Raw genomic sequence first — 19,515 nt, forward strand, 5'->3', positions numbered from 1 at the left:
CAAGAGATCATCCATGCCCGAAGTTATTTTCACCGGCCCTGCTGGCCGTCTCGAAGGCCGCTATCACCCGGCCAAGCAGAAGAACGCGCCGATCGCGATGGTCCTGCATCCGCATCCGCAGTTCCACGGCACGATGAATCATCAGATCATCTACCAGTGCTACTACGCGTTCGCGCACCGCGGCTTCTCGGTGCTGCGCTTCAATTTCCGCGGCGTCGGCCGCAGCCAGGGCTCATTCGACCATGGCACCGGCGAATTATCGGACGCCGCCGCAGCGCTCGATTGGGCTCAGACCATCAATCCCGAGGCGCGCGCCTGCTGGGTCGCCGGCTTCTCCTTCGGCGCCTGGATTGGCATGCAGCTTTTGATGCGCCGTCCCGAGGTCGAGGGTTTCATCTCGATCGCGCCGCCTGCCAATCTCTATGACTTCTCATTCCTCGCGCCCTGCCCCTCGTCGGGGCTGATCGTGCATGGCGAGAAGGACGCGGTGGTGCCGCCCAAGGACGTCAACACGCTGGTCGAGAAGCTGAAGACGCAGAAGGGCATCGTGATCGACCAGCAGGTCATCCCCGGCGCCAACCACTTCTTCGACGCCAAGCTCGAGCCGTTGATGGAAACCATCACGGCGTATCTCGACATGCGCTTGGCCAACGTGCGTTAAGCGAGTTTTAGCGCGACGATTCCCAACAGCACGAGCGCGATGCCCGCAAGCTTCATCGCGCTCAAGGTCTCGCCGAACAGCATGACGCCCATGATGAAGGTGCCGGCCGCGCCGATGCCGGTCCACACCGAATAGGCCACGCCGACCTCGAGCACCTTCAAGGCGCGTCCGAGCAGGAAGACGAAGGCTGCGAGCAGCACGAGCGAGACGATGCTCCACCCTGCACGCGTGTAGCCGTCGGCGTATTTCATCGAGATCGCCCAGCCGACGTCCAGCACGCCGGCGATCACCAGCATGAGCCAAGCCACGGAAGAGGGCATCGGCGTGCGCTCAGGCCGCAAGCTTCAGCAGATGTGCGTCGTGGCGCACGAGGAAGGCGCGCAGCAATTGCGGATAGTCCGCGCCGACCGCAGTGCGGACGCTCGGACGCTTCGCTAGGTCGGCGCGCCAAGCACGGATCTTCGGCAAATCCTTGAAGATGCCGAGCTCGGCCAGTTCGTCGAACACGTCGAAATAACGGAAGACGGGGGCGAACACCGCATCGACCAGGCTGAACGTATCGCCGGCGAAAAACGGGCCTAAGCTCAGCGCGGCCTCGACACGCGCAAATTTCGCTGCCAGCGCCTGGCGCTTGCTCTCAAAGGTCGCCGGATCCGTCGTGGTCTCCAGCCCCCAGAGGTCACCGAGAGTCGCCGAGCCGAACTCCATCCAGGCACGATGCTCGGCGCGCTTGAGGGCATAGGCCGGATGCAGCTTCTCGCCTGCTTGCGTTTCCTCGATGTACTCGCAGATCACGTTGCTTTCGAATAGCGCGACCTCACCGTTGTCCGTCGTCACCACCAGCACCGGCACCTTGCCGAGCGGCGACAGTTTCAGGAACCAGTCCGGCTTGTTGGCGAGATCGATGTCGACGCGTTCGAACGGCACGCCCTTCTCGTTGAGCGCGATCACGGCGCGCTGCACATAGGGGCAAAGCTTGTGGCTGATCAGTTTGAGTGATGCGGTCATGGCTGGTCCCGGCAGTTTGATGCAACTGCATTCAATGTAAATGCATCTGCATGCATTCGTCAAGATAGATGCAGCTGCATCAATCAGCCGGATCTCAGGGCCGCGCGATGACCCCGCCCGTCATCGGCATCGGCACGCCCGTGGTGGCCGGGTAGGACAGCGGCAAACCCTTGAGGCCGCGGGCGGCGAGGAAGCCGAAGGCCTGCGCCTCGATGGCGTCTGAGGCCCAGCCGAGCGTCTCGGCGGCCTCGACGGTCGCCGATCCCACCTGTTCCCGCAGCATGCGCAGCATGGTGAGGTTGCGGGCGCCGCCGCCGCAGACGATCCAACTCCGCGGCCGGCGCGGCAAAAGCGGAATGATGCGGGCGATTGCAGCCGCGGTGAAGGCCGTCAACGTCGCGGCGCCGTCGGCCGGCGCGATATCGCCGAGCTTCAGCGCGGCAAAGTCGTTGCGGTCGAGCGATTTCGGCGGCGGAGCTGCGAAGAACGACAGCGCCAGCGCCCGCGCGATCCAGGCCTCGTCCGCCTTGCCGAGCGCCGCGAATTTTCCCTCTGTGTCAAACGGCTGGTTCATGGTGCGGTACATGAAATCGTCGAGCAGCGCGTTGCCGGGCCCGGTGTCGCAGGCGATCAGGGTGTCGCTGCCGTCGATATAGGTGATGTTGGAGACGCCGCCGATATTGACGACGACGATCGGCCCCTCGCGCTCCAGCGATTGCGCCAGTGCGCGGTGGTAGACCGGCACGAACGGCGCGCCCTGCCCGCCGGCCTCGACGTCGGCGGCGCGGAAATCATGCATCACGGGGATATGGATGGCTCTGGCGAGCGCCGGCGCATCACCGATCTGCACCGTCAGCCGCCGCTCAGGGCGATGCAGCACGGTCTGGCCATGGAAGCCGGCGATGTCGATGTCCTCCGGCTTCATCCGGTTTTGGGCGATGAAGGCAGCCACAGCCTCGGCATGGGCCAGCGTCACCGCGCGCTCAGCCTCGGCCAGAACGCCCGGGCGGGCATCGCGTTGCGGCAGGTGCACGGCCTCGCTCAGCGCCTGGCGCAGCAGATTACGCTCGGCCGAACTGTAGGGCCGGTAGCCGGATGGCCCGAACGCCTTCACTTGCTTTCCGTCGGTTTCGATCAACGCGACATCCACCCCGTCCAGCGAGGTGCCGCTCATCAAACCGAGTGCCGTCAACATCATGGATCAGCGTCCTCAAGAGACCCCACTCCGGCATGCCGATCTTGTGCCAGAGGGACACATCTTATAATGCCACAGCCAAAGTGGCGGGTGGCAATCGAGTTCCCACGGAAGACCCTTAAATTGCGCCCAAAACAGTAAACCAAGAATTGTCAGGCACGCCGACAGATGACTGTATTTAAATCGGATTTCCTCAATACCTTGCAGGAACGTGGATTCATCCACCAGTGCTCCGATTTCGAGGGGCTGGACGCACTCGCCGCCAAGGGCGAGGCGACGGCCTATGTCGGCTACGATTGCACCGCCCGTTCGCTGCATGTCGGCAATTACCTGACCATGATGATGCTGCACTGGCTCCAGGAGTCCGGCAACAAGCCGATCACGCTGATGGGCGGCGGCACCACCATGGTCGGCGATCCCTCCGGCAAGGACGAGACGCGCGCGATCCGCACCGTCGCCGAGATCGAGGCGAACAAGGCTTCGATCCGCGGCGTGTTCGCCAAGGTGCTGCGCTATGGCGAAGGCAACAGCGACGCCGTCATGCTCGACAATGCGGAGTGGCTGACCAAGCTCAACTGGATCGAGATGCTGCGTGACGTTGGCCGGCATTTCTCGGTCAACCGCATGCTGACGATGGACTCCGTGCGGCTGCGCCTCGAGCGCGAGCAGGAGATGAGTTTCATCGAGTTCAACTACATGGTCTGCCAGGCCTACGACTTCGTCGAGCTTGCCAAACGCGCCGGCTGTCATTTGCAGATGGGCGGCTCCGACCAATGGGGCAACATCATCATGGGCGTCGATCTTGGCCGCCGCATGGGCACGCATCAACTGTTCGCGCTGACGACGCCGCTGCTGACGACGGCGTCGGGCGCCAAGATGGGCAAGACCGCGCAAGGCGCGGTCTGGCTCAATGCCGACCAGTTCTCGCCGTATGACTTCTGGCAGTACTGGCGCAACACCGAAGACGCCGACGTCGGCAAATTCCTGAAACTGTTCACGACCCTGCCGATGAGCGAGATCAGGAAGCTCGAGGCGCTCGCGGGCTCGGAGATCAACGAAGCCAAGAAGGTGCTCGCCACCGAGGCGACCGCGCTGCTGCACGGCCGCGACGCGGCCAACGAGGCTGCCGAAACCGCGCGGCGCACCTTCGAGGAAGGCGCGCTGGCCGAAAGCCTGCCGACGGTGGAAATTCCGCGCGGCGAACTGGGTGCCGGCCTCGGCGTGCTCAACGCCTTCGTCAAGGCGGGCTTGGTTGCCTCAAATGGCGAGGCACGGCGCCAGATCAAGGGCGGAGGCCTGCGCGTCAACGACGAACTCGTCACCGACGAGAAGATGGCGCTGTCGGCGACCCATCTGACGCCTGAGGGCGTGATCAAGCTGTCCTTCGGCAAGAAGAAGCACGTCCTCATCAGGCCTGCATAGGCGTATGAGCTTTTGATGCTTGTCAGGGCGCGCCGAAGCGCGCTCCCTGACCGGCAATGGACCAGAACACGCCCAGGGAACAGGTTGGGGCAACCCAGCGAGATGCGGTGCGCACCGCACTCGTCGTGCTCGGGCTGTGCTTCACGCTCGCCGTCCTCGGCCGCGGCCTCAGCGAGAGCTTCACTGTCTTCCTCAAGCCGATCTCCGAAAACTTTGGCTGGGACCGTGCGCAGGTCGTCTCGATCTACTCACTGACCTGGCTGATCAGCGGGCTGACCGCGCCACTGGTCGGGCGCCTCTTCGATCATTCCGGGCCGCGGATCGTCTACGCGCTCGGGCTTTTCCTGCTCGGCTCGGCCTTCCTGATCGCCGCGCACGCGCAGGCGCTCTGGCAATTCCAGCTCTCGATCGGACTCTGCGTCGGCATCGGTGTCGCCTTCATCGGCAACGTCCCGAACTCGATCATGCTCGGCCGCTGGTTCGGCCCAAAGCTGCCGACCGCGATGGCGGTGGTCTATTCGGCGATGGGGGGCGGCGTGCTGGCGCTGCTCCCGGCCTCGCAGCTTTTGATCGATCATCTCGGCTGGCGTGAAACCTATCAAGTATACGGCTTTGCCGCGCTCGGCTTGCTCGTGCCGCTGCTGCTTCTGCCCTGGCGCATGTTCGCGGCCGGCTCGCCGCATGTCACCAAGAAGACCGACCCTGATTTCATCGATAACGGCTGGACGCTTGTGAGCGCGATGCGCCACCACGCTTTCTGGGCGCTGTTCTCGACCTTCTTCTTCACCGCGGTCGGCATGTACGCGATCGCCGCGCAGATCGTGGCCTATCTGATCGACGCCGGCTTTCCGCCGCTCCAGGCGGCGACCGCCTGGGGTTTTTCGGGCGTGGTACTGGTGTTCGGCATGCTCGGCGTATCCGCGCTCGACGGGCTGATCGGGCGCCGGCCGTCGGTGCTGCTCAGCTACGCGATCTCGATCATCGGCATCTTCCTGCTCTGGCTCCTGCAGTATTATCCGAACATGATCCTGCTCACCGGCTTCGTCGTCTGCTTCGGCAGCATGATGGGATCGCGCGGCCCGCTGATCACAGCGACCGCAATGAAGATTTTTCGCGGCAAGCGCGTTGGCACGATCTTCGGCACCATCTCGATCGGCAGCGGATTGGGTTCGGCGTTCGGCTCATGGAGCGGCGGGCTCATCCACGACTTTACGCACGGCTACAATCTCCTGCTTGTCTTCGCACTTGCGAGCGTGATCCTCGGAATGATTCCATTCCTGATTGTCCCCGCCTTGCGAGAGTAGGTCTCCCCGGCGTAACCTGCATCCCTCGGTGTCACCGGGAAATTACGCACGACATAGAGGCACCGCATGCGAAAAAATCCGGCGCAACGGGAGTGAAGGGACGAACTGCGGTGTTTTGTCCTACATGACGAAAATGTCAGCGCGGAATTGATCCCGGGTGGCTTGCGAGCCGGAACTGAATACGGTCCAAGTCCCAGCATTGGATGGAGGGCACAAACCAATGAACTTTCCCTATCTCACTCGCTTTCAACCGGTTCTCTTGAGCCTGTTTCGCTTCATCACCGGCCTCTTGCTGTTCCAGTATGGCGTCGCCAAGCTGTTTAAGTTTCCGGTGCTCCCCTACTTCGCCGACATCCCGCCGCTGATCTACGCGGCCGGTACGCTCGAGCTGGTGCTCGGCGCCACTCTGATGCTCGGCCTGTTCACCCGGCTCTCGGCTTTCATCCTGTCGGGTGAAATGGCCTTCGCCTATTTCATGGGCCACATGCTCAAGAGCGGCACGCCGGTGTTCCTGCCGCTGCTCAATGGCGGCACCGCGGCCATCCTGTTCTGCTTCGCCTGCCTCTATCTCTCGGCGGCCGGCGGCGGCTCGGTCAGCGTCGATGCGCTGATGGGCAAGGAAAGCGACTCGACCGGCGGCGCGTTCGCCCGGCGCTGATGCGCATGCAATTAACGCGCAAGTAACGGATGGCACCGGCAGCATTGCCGGTGCTGCCTACCGCGAACCCAATACGTTCCAGATGAGAACGAGGGCTGCTGCGAGCAGCGCGGACATGACGAGGCGATGGACGAATCGGTTCATTGCCGCTCCCGCCAGGCTCGATAACCGGCAAAGTCCAGGATCGATATTCTCCAGCACAGTTGCTGACGTGCGCTGGCGCATGTCGGTTTGCCTGCACGATTGCGGATAAGGCCGCGCAGGGGCTTTCGCGCAGCCGGCGGCCGCGCGCCTGTGTTCACGATTGGTAAGAACTTCATGCTACCGATGCGAGCAATAACAATCATTTCCGTAGAGGCTGCGATGAAGTTGCTGAGCCATTTGAAGATCCGCACCAAGCTTGCCAGCATGGTCTGCCTTGCGGCTCTCACAATCGCGGCCATCATCGCGGTCTCGGCCTTCCTCAGCAAGAGCCGCATGATGGAGGACCGCGTCCAGCAGATGAAGACCGCGGTCGACATGCTCTACAACCTCGCCGAGTCGGTTCAGGACGACGTCACCGCCGGCAAGCTGACCCAGGCTGAAGCGAAGGTCCAGTTCCATCTGCGCGGCCGCCGCATGAGCTTCAATGGCGGCCAAGGCTATCCGGTGGTCTACAACGCCGATACCTCGATCCTGGTCAACGGCGCGAACCAGCAGCTCGAAGGCAAGATCACGGGCGCGAAGGATTCCAACGGCATCCTCATTGCCGATGCGATCATAAGCGCCGGCAACCAAGCCGCGCAGGGCGGCGTGACCTCCTATCTATATCCCCGTCCCGGCCAGACCGAGCCTGTCCGCAAGACCGTGTTCACGCGCAAATTTGCGCCCTGGAACACGACGATCAGTTACGGCCTCTACGTCGACGACATCGACGCCGACGTGCGCGCGCTGACGCTGGAGCTGGCCGCGGTCGGCCTCGGCCTGATGTTGCTGATGGCGACGCTGTCGTGGCTGATTGCCCGTGACGTGCTCGGCGCGCTCGACCGCCAGAAGAACCGCATGCAGGAGATTTCCGAAGGCGCCATCGACAAGCCGGTCGAGGAGACCGGCCGCGGTGACGAGATCGGCCGCATGGCCGAGACGCTCGAAGTGCTGCGGCGGACCGCCTTGACGGCGCGCAACCTGGAGGCCGAGCAGGTCGCCGCCAAGACCCGCAGCGAGCAGGAGAAGCGTGACGCCCTGATCGCGCTCGCCGACCGCTTCGACGCCTCCGTCGGCCAGCTGGTCGGCCTGATGGCCTTGGGCTCGGGCGAGCTGGAGACCACCGCCAAGTCGATGTCGTCCACGGCCGAGGGCACCAACCGCCGCGCCGCCGTGGTCGGCTCGGCCGCCACTGAAGCCAGCCAGCGCGTCCAGACGGTTGCAGCCGCAGCCGAAGAGCTCTCCTCCTCCATCACCGAGATCAGCCGTCAGGTCGCGCAGTCCGCCGAGGTCACGGGACGTGCGGTGGACAGCGCACGCCGCACCGACACCATCGTCCGCGCGCTTTCGGACGGCGCCCAGCAGATCGAGCACGTCGCCGAGCTGATCTCCAGCATCGCGGCGCAGACCAATTTGCTAGCCCTCAACGCCACCATCGAGGCCGCTCGCGCCGGTGAAGCCGGCCGTGGCTTTGCCGTCGTCGCCTCCGAGGTGAAGTCGCTCGCGAGCCAGACCGCGGAAGCCACTCGCGAGATCGGCGACAAGATCGCCCAGATCCAGGGCGCGACCAAGGAGGCCGTGGACGCCATCGGCGGCATCACCGCCACCATCGAGGAAGTCAGCCGCATCGCCACCTCGATCGGCGCGGCCATCGAGGAGCAAGGCGCCGCCACCGCCGAGATCGCCCGCAGCGTCTCGCAGACCGCAGAGGCGACCAAGGAAGTCACCACCAATATCGGCGTCGTCAGCACCGCCGCCAACGAGACCGGCAATGCTGCAGGCATGGTGCTCGCGGCCGCGTCGAACCTCTCCAAGCAGGCCGAGCAGCTCTCCGGCGAAGTCGGGACGTTCCTGGCCGGCGTGCGCGCGGCGTAAGACGGCCGGTACCAAACTCCCCACGTCGTCATGGCCGGGCTTGTCCCGGCCATCCACGTCTCGCCGCAAGGCACCAAGAACGTGGATGCCCGGGACTAGCCCGGCCATGACGATCATTTACGGATGCTCATAGGCGGAAGCGGGAGTGCATCTCTTCGCGACGGCAATTGAGTCTCGTCACCACCGCTTCACTGCTATCGCCGCGCGAGACTGCAACCGCTCGATAGCTGACGCGTCGATCCGGTCGAGCCATCGTTCGCCTGCGAGGGGAATTCTTCGAACGGCGAGCTTTGCTTGCCGGTGTTGAATTCGAAGATCTTGCGGAACAGGCCCGGCGCCATCGCCGAGATCGGATTGACGCGCATCACGGGCGCGGCCGGCGTGCCGACGACTTCATAGGTCACGCCGATCAATCCTTCATTGTTGCCGCCGCCGAGGAAGATGCCGAACAACGGGATCTGGCCGAAGATGTTGTTGACGCCATACATCGGCACGAAAGTCCCGCTCATGCACACCTGGTTGCCGGGATAGTCGATCGAGCCCTCGATTGTGGCGCCGATCATCGGGCCCTTTACGACGCCATCGCGGATCGTCAGCGCGCCGTTCTGGCGCGTGAACTCGGCGCGCAGCGCGCTGAAAGAGACGCCGTTCCCGGTACCGTTGGGCGCGCCGGCGGCGACGCGTTCGAGCTGCGCCTCGCCCTTCACCGTGAAGTCGCGGACGTTGATGAGGCCTTCGCGCGTCGTGTTCGGCTCCGACGACGGCGGCTCCATCGCCACCACCAACTGGCCGCCGACTGCCTTGGTGTAGGTGTCGGTGAAGCGCAGCAAATTGCCGGCGTCATTGGTCTGGAGATAGATCACCTCGCGACTGCCCTGGGCGCGGCCGCCGCGCAAATCGGCCGCCACAGGCGTGTCTTTTCCGATCCTGCCGCTCAGCGTGAAGGCTTTGACCGCACCATTGCGGCGCGACATCTTGGCGTCGACGCTACGCATCGCCTCACCGTTGAAACCCATGACGGCGCCGAGCTTCACGTCGATGTCGAAATCGACGTTCTTCAACTTGCTCTTGGCATCGTCCTTGGAATTGCCTGAGATCGCCGACTTCAGGAAGCCGCGGCCGTCGAATACGTCGCCGCGCATCATGCCCTTGACCACGCCGTCCTGGCTGCGCTCCACCTTCAGCGATGCCTTGTCACCGTCGGACGGCGAATAGGTCGGAAAGCTCGCGTTCAAGAGGTCGCCGTTGGCGTCGACTTCCAGCGAGCCCTTGATCGAGGCACCGCCGCCTTCGATGACGATCTCCTCCAGACGCGTCGATTGCGCCGTCGGCACGACCTTGAAGCTGGCCTTGCCCGATTTGCCCGGCAGCTTGACCCAGCCGGGCAGGATGTTGTCGAGCTTGAGCGAGGTCAGGTCGGCCTCGACGCCGAGCTTCGTCGTCTGATCGGGACCGCCGGCGATCTTGCCCGACAGCTTGATCGGCAGCGATCCGCTGACGGCGGGACCGAGATCGAAGCCAAGGCGCGCGCGACTCGCATCGTCCAGCGTCGCCTGCAACTTGACGTCCGCATCGCCCTCGGCCGGCTTGCGGTAGTCGAGCGAAGCCGCCTGGCCGTTGATCTTGACGTCGCCCTTGACCTGATAGCCCTGATTGCTCGCGACGATCTTGAGGTTGTTGGCCTCCAGCTTCTGATTCATCACCAGCTTGTCGGCGGCAAAGCCGTTGAGGTCGGCGGTGACGGCGTAGGTCGTGTCGGCCTTGGTGAGCTCGCCCTTGACCGGCAGGCCGAGCTGGATGCTGGCCGTGAACGTCCCTTTGCTGGTGTTGGGATCGATGACAGTCGACGACAGATCGCTCAACCGGTCATTGGCGAGCATTTCGGCCGCCGCCGGCACGGGGCCGTCGGCGCGGAACCTGGTTCGCGATGGCGATGGCTTGGGCGCCATGTCCGGCACCTCGAAGACGAAGTCGGAGATCGTGACCTTACGGCCCGCCGGCGTATCGGCAATGCCCTGCCCGATATTCACGGTCGCGGTGCGCCCGGTCACACGCGCCTTCAAATCGGCATCGTGCACCACCGGCATGCCATCCACCGGGCGGACCGCGACGCCACTCGCCACGATGTTGACCGACAGGCCGTCGTCGGGAATGGGCGGGCCCTTGCGCGGCAGGTTCTTCGTCGGCGAATTGACGCCGATCTCGATGCGCTGGAGCGTGCCGCGCTCGATCCGCTCGATCACCCATTCGCGCAACTCAGGAACGACAAGCGTCGGCCACATCCGCTTGAGCGCCGAGGCTGACATCGGCGTTCCCGCAAAACCCAGCGTCAGCCGCGGCTCGCCCGAATAGTCGATGGCACCGGTACCGGCGACACCGATCTCGCCATTGCTGATATCGGCCTGCGTCAGCAGCAGGCGCTTGTGGTCGGTGTCGAAGCGGAAGCCGATCGCGATACGGTTGAAGACCAGCGGCGGCTCGTTGTCGATACCGCCCAAAAGGATCGAGCCGCCGCTGAAGCCGAGCTGCCAATCGTTGGTGGTGCCGTTGGGCGGCTCCAGATGGGCCAGAAGCGTCATGCGGTTCGCGCCCGAGAGAATCTTGAACGGGGCGACCAGCACCCGCCGGTTCGAATCCCACTCGACATTGATCTCGGCCGAGTCGACCGCCATCGGGTAATCTGGCGTGTCGGTGTCGATGATGTTGCCCGCACCGATCGCGATCTTGCCGCGGAAGAAGGTCGGCACGCCGTCACGGCCGAGCTCGCCCTTGAGCTCGCCGGTCAGCGGCAGGTCGGCCGTATAGGTGAGATCCTTCACCCGCAGCGCCAGCAGGATGTTGGCGGTGGAAACCTTGTCGGCGCGGATATCGACCGAGCGCACACCGTTCTCGGCAGGGCCAATCGTGGCACGCAGCGACCACGGGCGCGCGCCCTCTTCACCGAGGCTGAGCGCGATGCCGCCACGGCTCGGCCGGCGCAGGCTGAGCGTGATGTTCTCAAAGGCCCATTTGCTGCCGCGCTGCTGATCGTCGACGATCAGGTTGCCGTTCTTCAGACCGATCTCGTTGAGGTTCTGGCCGTCGAGGCCGGTCATGCTCAGACTGTCGAGCCAGTCGAGGCCCTGAAGAATGCCACTCGGCGCGGCGGCTTGGGGGGCGGCCTGCGTTGCGTCCGGGCTTGCAGGCGCCGTGGCGAATGGCGGCGGCGGGACACCGCGCGGGAATGTCGGCGGCAGGCCCGCGTCCTTCTTGGATGCGACGCCGGTTGCGAGCGGCTTTGCGGTGTCGCCGGCCGACACCGTGACGGTGCCGTCAGGCGCGATCCGGATCGCGAGCTCGGCATCGACGAGATTGAGGCTTTCCGCGCGCAGATGCCCCATCAGGAGACCTGCACCCGACAGTTTTACCTCGGCCTTCGGCGCGCTGGCGACAATGGCGTGATCGTGGTCGCGCACGATGATGTCACGGATGCGCACGGCGATGCGGACCCGCCCGGCCCGCTCGATCTGGGTGCCGCCGATCTCCACCGTGTTGCCGTGGCCGATATTGTCCTCGATGGCGGCAGCTAACCAGGGCGTGGCGATATCGAGATTGATGGGACCTGCACCAAGTCGCCACCACAGCCCGCCGAAACAGCCGACGAAAATGAGGACGAGAGCCCCGACCACGATGGCCAGCCGCTTCAGCCAGCGATCGGCGGCGAGCCAGCGGCGCAACGGCCCAAATCCGTCGCCGAAGCGACCGAACCCCGAATTGGAACGCGACAACAGCCGGCGCGCCCGATGGCCCGCCGCTGCTTCCTGATCCGGATCCCAGTCGGCGTCGTCCCATTCCTGCGGCTGTTGACCGCCGCGCCGATCGAGATCCCGATTATAATCCTGGGGCGACGTATTCCTTGCCATTGCCTCTCGATACAGACGCCCATCGTAAGATTGAGCGCCGCCGGGACCGCAGCCGTCCACGGGAAGCGAAGCTCCCTGCGCCGGCACTGCCGCCATACCTCGAATATTCCTGCTGTTCGTCATTTCGCCCCGGGAGCGCGTTCAACGAGCAGTGGGGTGGTGCGTGGAATTCCTTGTAACGATACTCCGGCATCGCCAGACTTGCCCAGACGAGGGCGCGATTCCGGCACACCGGACGAGAGCTGCAATACCGCTCCGGTTGACCCGCCGAAAGCGTCGAAAGGAAGGCGTATGTCCAAGAAATCCCGAAAGAAATCGTCCAAAACGCCCTCCGGCATTGCAACGGCTAAAAAGCAGGCCCCGACCAAGCGGGCAACGACTCAAGCAAAGTCCGCGAAAACACAGCGGACGCCGGCGAGCAAATCAACCAGGACCGTAGCAAAAGCAGGATCACATAAGGCCGCATCCAAACAGTTAAATTCCTCCAAATCGGCCTCCGCGCCCGCGACGGCGAAGTCCGCCCTGAGCGAGGGCCAGAAGGCGCCCGCCTTCCGCCTGCCCCGCGATGGCGGCGATGTGGTCTCGCTGGCTGACTATGCCGGCCAGAAGCTCGTCCTGTTCTTCTATCCCCGCGCCGACACGCCCGGCTGCACCAGGGAGGCCATCGATTTCACGCGGCTGAGCGACGCCTTCACTGCTGCCGGCACGGCCGTGCTCGGTATCTCCGCCGATCCATTAAAGGCCCAGGAGAAGTTCCGCGACAAGCACAGTCTCGGCGTCCCGCTCATCTCGGATGAGAAACACGAGATGCTGGAAAAGTATGGCGCCTGGGGCGAAAAATCCATGTACGGCAAGAGCTTCCTCGGGATTCTTCGCACCACGGTATTGATCGGCGCAGACGGCAAGGTCGCCAGGGTCTGGCGCAATGTCCGGGTCGACGGGCATGCCGATCAGGTGTTGGAAGCCGCAAGAAGCCTTTAACCAATCCTTTAAGTGCGAGCGGTTCCGTTTCCGGAAAATTAACCATGGCCGGCCCAGATTGCTGCGGCAATTAGGCCGTACGGACTCATCCGACCGGCACCGGAGTGCCGATGTCGAAAAGTTCTGCCCAATATTCGCAGTACCCCCAACATCAGCCGCACGACCATGGACGGGCCTTCCATCGCCGTCCTGCCGCCGCGGTGGCAGCCGCGATTCCCCTTCCGGCGATCGACGACGCCTACACCATCGTGCATCACGGCAAGCAGGTCCGCCTGGGACCTGTGGTGTTCTGGATCGTGGTCGGCACGGTGGTGCTGCTCGGACTCTGGTCGGCGGCGACCGCGACCTATTTCGCCTTCCGCGACGACGTCCTGACCCGGCTGATCGCGCGCCAGGCCGAGATGCAATACGCCTATGAGGACCGCATCGCCGAGCTGCGCGCCGAGGTCGACCGCACCACCAGCCGGCAGCTGCTCGACCAGGAACAGTTTGATCAGAAGCTCGACCAGATCATGAAGCGCCAGACGGCGCTGGAGTCCCGGGCGACGGCGCTCGGGGCCATGCCCGACGTGACCGGATCGATCCCCCGCTCAGCCCCACCGCGCGGCGATTCGAACCAGGGCGCAACGCAGGGTACCCCGAAGCCGTCGCCGATCAGCGACACCGTGATCTTCGTGGCACCGCCCGATCGCGAAGCGCGGCTCGAGTCGCGCGCCCCGGCGGTCGCGGCCCCGCCGAGCAGCCAATTTGCCAAGAACCAGGGCTTCGACAACATCCTGGTCCGGCTCACGACCTCGCTTGACCAGGTCGAGCGTCGGCAGATGGCGGCGCTCAGCGCCGTCGAGGAAGGCATGGATTCACGCATGCGCCGGATGCGCGGCGTGGTCAGCGATCTCGGCCTCAATCTCGCCAGCCTAGAATCCGCTGTGCCGCGCTCCGCGATGGGCGGCCCCTTCGTGCCCGTCAAACTGATGGCCAATGCCGGACCGTTCGAGAAGCAACTCTACCGCATCAACACCACGCGCGCCGAGATGGATCGCCTCAATCGCACACTGGCGCTGGTGCCCTACCGCAAGCCTGTCATCGGCGAGGTCGAATTCACCTCCGGATTCGGCGTGCGCAGCGATCCTTTCCTCGGCCGGCCCGCAATGCATACCGGGCTCGACTTCCGTGCCGCCACCGGCGATCCCGTTCGCGTCACCGCCAACGGCAAGGTGGTCTCGGCCGGCTGGTCCGGCGGCTACGGCCGCATGATCGAGATCGACCACGGCAATGGGCTTGCGACCCGCTACGGCCATCTCTCCGAGATCAACGTGAAGGTCGGCGAGATCGTGAAGATCGGCCAGGTCGTCGGTCTCGTCGGCTCGACCGGCCGCTCCACCGGCCCGCACCTGCACTATGAAACCCGCATCGACGGCGAAGCGGTCGATCCGCAGAAATTCCTGCGCGCCGGCGTGCGTATGAGTGCGGGCTAGGTCCGCGCTATTTTCCTTTCTGCTTGTCTGGCCTCCAGCATCTAGCGCCGGCCACCGCCCATCCCGCCTCCGGGACCACCAAAGCCACCACCACCCATTCCACCGCCAGGCCCCATGGGCCCGGTGCCAGGCGAGCCAAGACCGCCGAGACCCGACGGGCCGCTTGGCCCGGTCGGGGCGGAACCAGGAGTCGCGGCAGGGCTCGATCCCGACGCAGGCGCACCGGGCTGGCTGCCGCCCGGATTGGGCGTGCCGCGGTTTGGATGCAGCATCGAGCCGCCGGGCGACCGGTTGGGATTGCCGGCGCCGCCGGGCGCCTGCCCCGGCGATCCCCGGATTGGGCCGACCAACTGCGCGGAGTCCAGCTGGAGCCCACGCGAGCGGTCGAACACGCCGTTGACCACCATGCGCGCCTCACCCGCCGCCGGACCGAACCGTGAGCCGTCGCGGGCGATGAACCCGGAGCCGAGCTGGAGGTTCGAGCCCGCGCGCTGCACATAGGCCTCGATCGAAAGCCGGCTTGCGCCGACGAGATCCGAGAAATCGTCGATCCGCGTGCGCGCCGCCTGCATCGCGCCCTGGCTCGAACTGCCCTCGATCTGGACGCGCTGGCCGACCAGCAGCGGATCGACGCCGCTCAGCTTCAGCCCGCCAATACGCAAGCCGTCAGGCCCGCGCTCGACGAGACCAGTGACACGCTCGGTCGCCTCGCGACGCGGCTCGACCAGGCTTGCGACGATCACGCCGTCGGTCCGGCGCAGGCCGTAGACGGCGACCTGCGTGCCCGCACGAAGCTTGCTCTCCTTGTCGCTCGCGACGATCTTCTGGCCGAGCACCGTCAGCTCGTTGCCCTTGGCGCCTTCGATCGGACCGGAGACCTCGCTCGCGATCGTGATGTTGCGCGTCACGAGCGTGCCGTCAGTCTGACGGGTCGCAACCACGCGGGCGAGCTGGCCGATGCGCAGAGCCTTGGGGTTCGCTGCCTCGTCATCGATCCGGACAGGCACGTCGCTCGCATAAGTGACGCGCTCGCCGTTGATGTAAATGCTGCCGAAACGCTGGATCACGCCGACGATGCCGGTGCCGCCGATGCCGTGATCGTCGCCGCGCGTGATTCCCGTGCCGCCGATGCCCTGATCGGTGCCGCGCTTGACCTGCGCACGGGCCATCGGCGTGCCGGCGAGCCAAAGTCCAGCCAGCAGCAGGCGGCGAGAGATCAGCGGCGGCCGGCTCATGAAGAACCACCCTCCTTGCTGCTTTCCTTGCCGGCTTCCTTGGCCTCTCCCTTCCCATCTGCATCTTCGCTGTAGATGTAGATGCCAAAATTCCAGCGGGCGTCACCGCCCTTGTCCTTGACGAGCGCGCGATTGGCCTCGCGGTTGGCGGTCTTCAGCGCGTCCATGGCGAGCTCGCGCGAGCGCGCCTCGAGTCGCCGCGCCAGTTTCGGCGAGATATTGTTGTAGTGCACCGCGCGTTCGAGGAAGCGCGGCGCCGGCCCCGAGACGTTTTGCGCGGCGGCCGCGATGTGGTCGTGCAGATTACGGCCGAGATAGTGCCACTTGCTGTCGTCCTCGCCGCTCGGAACGAAGGCCGCCTCGACCAGCTCGATCTCGTCAGCGTCGTTGATGGTGACGAGCTTGCGGTCGATCCATTCGTCGAGCACCGCGCGCGGGCGCACGTCCTTGGTGACGGAGGCGACGAGCTGCTCGAACGACGGCGCATCGCCTTCGGCGGTGCGTGGCAGCGCCAGCGGCTCGCCCTTCGCATCGGTGAATTCGGGCGCCGCAAGCCAGCGCGCGATCACGGTGCTGGTCAGCGACACCGTGGCCGGCGCCTCGTGCACCGGTGCGCCGGCGCCGCGCAGCCGCGCCACTTCCTTGCGGTGGATGCCGGTAAGCAGGCTGACGCGGCTGTCGGTCTGCTCTTTTCCGTCCAGCGTGAAATCATGCTCGGCAACGTTGACGAAGAGCTCGCGAAGCAGTTGCGCCAATGCCGGAAAGGTCATGTCGCTGCGGATGCAGAGCCGCACGAGCGGGCGCAGCAGCCGCGCCAGCGGCGCGTGCAGCTTCGCGGCGGCATTCGGCTGCGGAGCCGCTGCTTTGGACCCGGACTTGGCATTCATATCTGAATTGTACCCATGGCTTCCGTGGGACACAATCCCACACTTCCCGATTTGACGATTGACGTGGTAAATTTTCCCACATATACGAAACGCCACTGAGGGCGCAACGTAAAGGGACTCACACCCATGGCCGACCGCTTGGTCCGCAATTCCAGTTCACTGCGTGCTGTGCCGGCTCCCGACCGGGGGTCCGGCGCGCTCGAGCCGATGCCGCCGGCGCTGCTGCGCGGCGTGATCTTCATCTCGGCGCTGACCGCACTGTTCGTTGCAGCCCTGCTCGGCGGCTGACGCCATCATGCATCACACCAGCCAATCCCCGCACCGTCCGTCGGTTCTGCACATCTTCAAAGCCGACACTCTCGATTTGGTCGGCGGCCCGCTCGCGGTGATCCGTGATATCTTCGCTGGCCTGAAAGAGGGGTTTGCGTCCGCGGCGCTGGTGTCCGCGAGTTCGGTTCACCGTCGCGAGATCGTCATCAATGACTTACAGGCCGCAGCCGGAAGTTCTTTCGGGCGTGCGATAGGCTTGCCGAAAGCGTTGATCTTGCCCTGGCAGCTGCTCCGCCAGATCGCAAAGCACGATCTTCTTGCACTCCACGGCCCCTTCCCGCTCGCGGAGCTGGCGATCGTCTTCGGCTTTGCTCGATGCAAGCCGCTGATCGTGCATTGGCATGGCGACGTCGTCGCCCATCGGAGCAAACGCTGGCTCAGGAACGTTCTGGAACGCAAGACGCTGCGCCGCGCGGAAGCGATCGTCGTTTCCGATCACATGTTGATCGACGCGATGCCGCAATTGAACGAACATGCCGGCAAATGCCGCGTCGTCCCCTTCGGAATCGATGCCGCGAAATTCAACTGGCCGCAGTTCACAGCCGGCCATATCAACGATCGGGGGCGGCTCGTGCTCGCCTGCGGTCCGCTCGTTCCCCAAAAAGGTTTTGATGTCCTGATCCGCTCTGCGGTCAATCGATCGTTTGAAGTCTGGATTATCGGCGAAGGCCCCGAGCGGCCGAAGCTGCAGCGGCTCATCGACGAATTCGGCGTCTCCGACAGAATCCGCTTGCTCGGCTCCGTGCCCGATTGCGAGCGCCTTAAGCTAATGTGCATCGCAGACGTGTTCGCGATGCCGTCCCGCACCGACGCCGAGACCTTTGGCCTGGTCCAGCTCGAAGCCATGACGGCGGGCCGGCCCATCGTGAACACCGCCCTTGACACCGCCGTGCCACGCGTCGCCCGCCACGGTATCGAGGCTATCACTGTGCCGCCCGATGATGCCGGACAACTCGGCGAGGCAATCGATGCGCTGATCCGCGATCCCGAGCGCCGCCGTTGCATGGGACACGCGGCCCAGGCGCGCGCCGCTGCGCGATATTCCGCGTCGACCTTCAATGCCAGCACGGAAATGGTCTATCGTGAGGCTATGGCCGCGCGCGCAAAGTGCCCAGCCGCCGGCATCACACTCAAGCACGACGCCCTGTCTATTGGCCCCGCTCGCGGCCGACCTCGCCGGTGATGACGTCGCCGAACAGCTCCCAGGCCTGCCCGTTGAAGCGCATCAGCTGCATCTGCTCGATCGGAAAATAATCGTCGGCTGAGGTGTTGACCATGATGCCGGGCAGCATCAGGTCGGTGTGAAAATTCTTCAGGCTGGTCGCCTGCTTCATGACGTTCTCGCGCGTGAGATTGTCGCCGCACTGCTTTAGCACCTGCGCCATCGCCTCTGCCTGGACGAAGCCGTAGAGATTGTTGGCGTTCGCCTTGTCGCCTTCCGGGTAATATTTGTCCATGAACGCGCGCCATGCGAGCACCGCCGGATCCTTGTCCCAGGTCGGATCGGTCGGATCCTTCAAATAGGCGGTCGAGATGATGTCCCTGGAATATTCGAGCCCGGCAGGCTTCAGCACCGAGGCGATCGACGTAGCCGTATTGGCGAGGAAAAACTTCGGCTTCCAGCCGAGCTCGCCGACCTTCCGGATCGCCTGCGCAGACCCCTTCGGCGCGGCCCATGAGAAGAAAATGCCCGCGCCTGAATCGTGCAAGGCGACGATCTGCGAATCGATCGAGGGATCGCTGACCTCGTAGGATTTGTCGGCGATGATCATGCTGATCTTGTCGCCGAGCCCGTCCTTCAAGCCCTTGAACTGGTCCTTGCCGGCATCGTCGTTCTGCCACAACACCGCGATCTTGCTATTGGGGAAATGGTCACGGATGTATTTGGCGTAGATCCGCCCTTCGCTCTGGTAATTGGGCTGAAAGCCCATGGTCCAAGGAAAGTTCCTGGGGTCGCCGAACTTGGTACCACCGGAGGCAACGAAGAGCTGCGGCACCTTCTTGGCGTTCATGTATTTCATGATCGCGGAGTTCGAGGGCGTGCCGAGTGGCTGGAAGATCAGCAGCACCTCGTCGCTCTCGACCAGCTTGCGCGCCTGTTCGATCGCCTTCGGCGGCGAATAGGCATCGTCATAGCTGATGAAATTGATCTTGCGTCCGTTGATGCCGCCTTGGTCATTGATCATTTTGAAATAGGCGGCCTCGGTCTTGCCGATCACGCCATAGGACGACGCCGGCCCGCTATAGGGCATGATGTTGCCGATCTTGACTTCGGTATCTGTGGCTCCGGGATCGTATTTCTTCTGCGCCAGGGCCGGCGTCGTGAGGAGCACTCCGGCAAGAAGCATGGCGAGGGCAGCAAGGTTTTTGCGACGGCCCGGCATCGTTCTCTCCCCTAT

General features: G+C 64.4%; 16 protein-coding genes. 9 read left to right on the top strand and 7 right to left on the bottom strand.

All coding sequences use genetic code 11. The annotated features are described in order from the left end of the window. The first annotated feature begins 13 nt into the window (after positions 1 to 13). On the top strand, positions 14 to 661 hold the full coding sequence (locus IVA80_RS28530) for an alpha/beta hydrolase (protein ID WP_007591562.1): 648 nt from the start codon (positions 14 to 16) through the stop codon (positions 659 to 661). Here IVA80_RS28530 and IVA80_RS28535 read toward each other — a convergent pair. The 3 genes from IVA80_RS28535 to IVA80_RS28545 form a co-directional block, all read right to left on the bottom strand. Next, on the bottom strand, positions 658 to 981 hold the full coding sequence (locus tag IVA80_RS28535) for a multidrug efflux SMR transporter (protein WP_247437871.1): 324 nt from the start codon (positions 979 to 981) through the stop codon (positions 658 to 660). The two genes, IVA80_RS28530 and IVA80_RS28535, sit on opposite strands and share 4 nt — an antisense overlap. A gap of 10 nt (positions 982 to 991) precedes the next feature. Then, on the bottom strand, positions 992 to 1,669 hold the full coding sequence (locus IVA80_RS28540; protein ID WP_247437872.1) for a glutathione S-transferase family protein: 678 nt from the start codon (positions 1,667 to 1,669) through the stop codon (positions 992 to 994). A gap of 94 nt (positions 1,670 to 1,763) precedes the next feature. Continuing rightward, on the bottom strand, positions 1,764 to 2,867 hold the full coding sequence (locus tag IVA80_RS28545; protein ID WP_247437873.1) for an anhydro-N-acetylmuramic acid kinase: 1,104 nt from the start codon (positions 2,865 to 2,867) through the stop codon (positions 1,764 to 1,766). Positions 2,868 to 3,032: 165 nt separating this feature from the next. Between IVA80_RS28545 and tyrS the strand changes: the two genes are divergently transcribed. From tyrS to IVA80_RS28565, 4 genes are all read left to right on the top strand, one after another. Further along, on the top strand, positions 3,033 to 4,286 hold the full coding sequence (gene tyrS / locus IVA80_RS28550) for a tyrosine--tRNA ligase (RefSeq protein WP_247437874.1): 1,254 nt from the start codon (positions 3,033 to 3,035) through the stop codon (positions 4,284 to 4,286). Between the two features lie 56 nt (positions 4,287 to 4,342). Continuing rightward, complete coding sequence (locus tag IVA80_RS28555; protein ID WP_247437875.1) at positions 4,343 to 5,590, top strand: MFS transporter; 1,248 nt, start codon at positions 4,343 to 4,345, stop codon at positions 5,588 to 5,590. Positions 5,591 to 5,810: 220 nt separating this feature from the next. Further along, entirely contained in the window at positions 5,811 to 6,248 is a 438-nt protein-coding gene (locus IVA80_RS28560) for a DoxX family protein (protein ID WP_247437876.1), read from the top strand. A gap of 363 nt (positions 6,249 to 6,611) precedes the next feature. Beyond that, complete coding sequence (locus tag IVA80_RS28565; protein ID WP_247437877.1) at positions 6,612 to 8,306, top strand: methyl-accepting chemotaxis protein; 1,695 nt, start codon at positions 6,612 to 6,614, stop codon at positions 8,304 to 8,306. 194 nt (positions 8,307 to 8,500) lie between these two features. On the opposite strand, the gene IVA80_RS28570 is transcribed toward IVA80_RS28565, so the two are convergent. Further along, positions 8,501 to 12,304, bottom strand: a complete 3,804-nt coding sequence (locus IVA80_RS28570) for an AsmA-like C-terminal region-containing protein (RefSeq protein ID WP_247437878.1) — start codon at positions 12,302 to 12,304, stop codon at positions 8,501 to 8,503. Between the two features lie 195 nt (positions 12,305 to 12,499). Between IVA80_RS28570 and IVA80_RS28575 the strand changes: the two genes are divergently transcribed. Both IVA80_RS28575 and IVA80_RS28580 read left to right on the top strand, forming a co-directional pair. Then, positions 12,500 to 13,189, top strand: coding sequence for a peroxiredoxin (locus IVA80_RS28575; protein ID WP_247438001.1), 690 nt, complete (start codon positions 12,500 to 12,502; stop codon positions 13,187 to 13,189). Between the two features lie 110 nt (positions 13,190 to 13,299). Next, positions 13,300 to 14,664 carry a M23 family metallopeptidase gene (locus IVA80_RS28580; protein ID WP_247437880.1) on the top strand — a complete coding sequence of 455 codons (1,365 nt, stop codon included), beginning with the start codon at positions 13,300 to 13,302 and terminating at the stop codon, positions 14,662 to 14,664. A gap of 41 nt (positions 14,665 to 14,705) precedes the next feature. Here the strand turns inward: IVA80_RS28580 and IVA80_RS28585 are convergent, their stop codons facing one another. Together IVA80_RS28585 and IVA80_RS28590 are read right to left on the bottom strand one after the other, a co-directional pair. Beyond that, on the bottom strand, positions 14,706 to 15,899 hold the full coding sequence (locus IVA80_RS28585; RefSeq protein WP_247437882.1) for a DUF5666 domain-containing protein: 1,194 nt from the start codon (positions 15,897 to 15,899) through the stop codon (positions 14,706 to 14,708). After that, positions 15,896 to 16,786: a DUF6502 family protein gene (locus tag IVA80_RS28590; RefSeq protein ID WP_247437883.1), complete on the bottom strand. Its 891-nt coding sequence runs from the start codon at positions 16,784 to 16,786 to the stop codon at positions 15,896 to 15,898. The genes IVA80_RS28585 and IVA80_RS28590 overlap by 4 nt, the downstream gene beginning before the upstream one ends. Positions 16,787 to 16,912: 126 nt before the next feature. Between IVA80_RS28590 and IVA80_RS28595 the strand changes: the two genes are divergently transcribed. Both IVA80_RS28595 and IVA80_RS28600 read left to right on the top strand, forming a co-directional pair. Next, positions 16,913 to 17,074, top strand: a complete 162-nt coding sequence (locus IVA80_RS28595) for a hypothetical protein (protein ID WP_247437884.1) — start codon at positions 16,913 to 16,915, stop codon at positions 17,072 to 17,074. A 76-nt stretch (positions 17,075 to 17,150) separates the two neighbouring features. Next, a complete protein-coding gene (locus IVA80_RS28600) occupies positions 17,151 to 18,299 on the top strand; it encodes a glycosyltransferase (RefSeq protein ID WP_247437885.1) in 1,149 nt (382 codons plus the stop codon). On the opposite strand, the gene IVA80_RS28605 is transcribed toward IVA80_RS28600, so the two are convergent. Beyond that, entirely contained in the window at positions 18,265 to 19,500 is a 1,236-nt protein-coding gene (locus tag IVA80_RS28605; RefSeq protein WP_247437886.1) for an ABC transporter substrate-binding protein, read from the bottom strand. The two genes, IVA80_RS28600 and IVA80_RS28605, sit on opposite strands and share 35 nt — an antisense overlap. Positions 19,501 to 19,515 lie beyond the last annotated feature (15 nt).

The organism is Bradyrhizobium sp. 139, assembly GCF_023074175.1.
In the GTDB taxonomy this organism is placed as follows: domain Bacteria; phylum Pseudomonadota; class Alphaproteobacteria; order Rhizobiales; family Xanthobacteraceae; genus Bradyrhizobium.

Coding starts and splice junctions, on each gene's coding strand:
- IVA80_RS28605 (WP_247437886.1), bottom strand. CDS start 19,500: ATGCCGGGCCGTCGCAAAAACCTTGCTGCCCTCGCCATGCTTCTTGCC.
- IVA80_RS28570 (WP_247437878.1), bottom strand. CDS start 12,304: ATGGCGGCAGTGCCGGCGCAGGGAGCTTCGCTTCCCGTGGACGGCTGC.
- IVA80_RS28595 (WP_247437884.1), top strand. CDS start 16,913: ATGGCCGACCGCTTGGTCCGCAATTCCAGTTCACTGCGTGCTGTGCCG.
- IVA80_RS28575 (WP_247438001.1), top strand. CDS start 12,500: ATGTCCAAGAAATCCCGAAAGAAATCGTCCAAAACGCCCTCCGGCATT.
- tyrS (WP_247437874.1), top strand. CDS start 3,033: ATGACTGTATTTAAATCGGATTTCCTCAATACCTTGCAGGAACGTGGA.
- IVA80_RS28580 (WP_247437880.1), top strand. CDS start 13,300: ATGTCGAAAAGTTCTGCCCAATATTCGCAGTACCCCCAACATCAGCCG.
- IVA80_RS28555 (WP_247437875.1), top strand. CDS start 4,343: ATGGACCAGAACACGCCCAGGGAACAGGTTGGGGCAACCCAGCGAGAT.
- IVA80_RS28535 (WP_247437871.1), bottom strand. CDS start 981: ATGCCCTCTTCCGTGGCTTGGCTCATGCTGGTGATCGCCGGCGTGCTG.
- IVA80_RS28540 (WP_247437872.1), bottom strand. CDS start 1,669: ATGACCGCATCACTCAAACTGATCAGCCACAAGCTTTGCCCCTATGTG.
- IVA80_RS28590 (WP_247437883.1), bottom strand. CDS start 16,786: ATGAATGCCAAGTCCGGGTCCAAAGCAGCGGCTCCGCAGCCGAATGCC.
- IVA80_RS28565 (WP_247437877.1), top strand. CDS start 6,612: ATGAAGTTGCTGAGCCATTTGAAGATCCGCACCAAGCTTGCCAGCATG.
- IVA80_RS28530 (WP_007591562.1), top strand. CDS start 14: ATGCCCGAAGTTATTTTCACCGGCCCTGCTGGCCGTCTCGAAGGCCGC.
- IVA80_RS28560 (WP_247437876.1), top strand. CDS start 5,811: ATGAACTTTCCCTATCTCACTCGCTTTCAACCGGTTCTCTTGAGCCTG.
- IVA80_RS28585 (WP_247437882.1), bottom strand. CDS start 15,899: ATGAGCCGGCCGCCGCTGATCTCTCGCCGCCTGCTGCTGGCTGGACTT.
- IVA80_RS28545 (WP_247437873.1), bottom strand. CDS start 2,867: ATGATGTTGACGGCACTCGGTTTGATGAGCGGCACCTCGCTGGACGGG.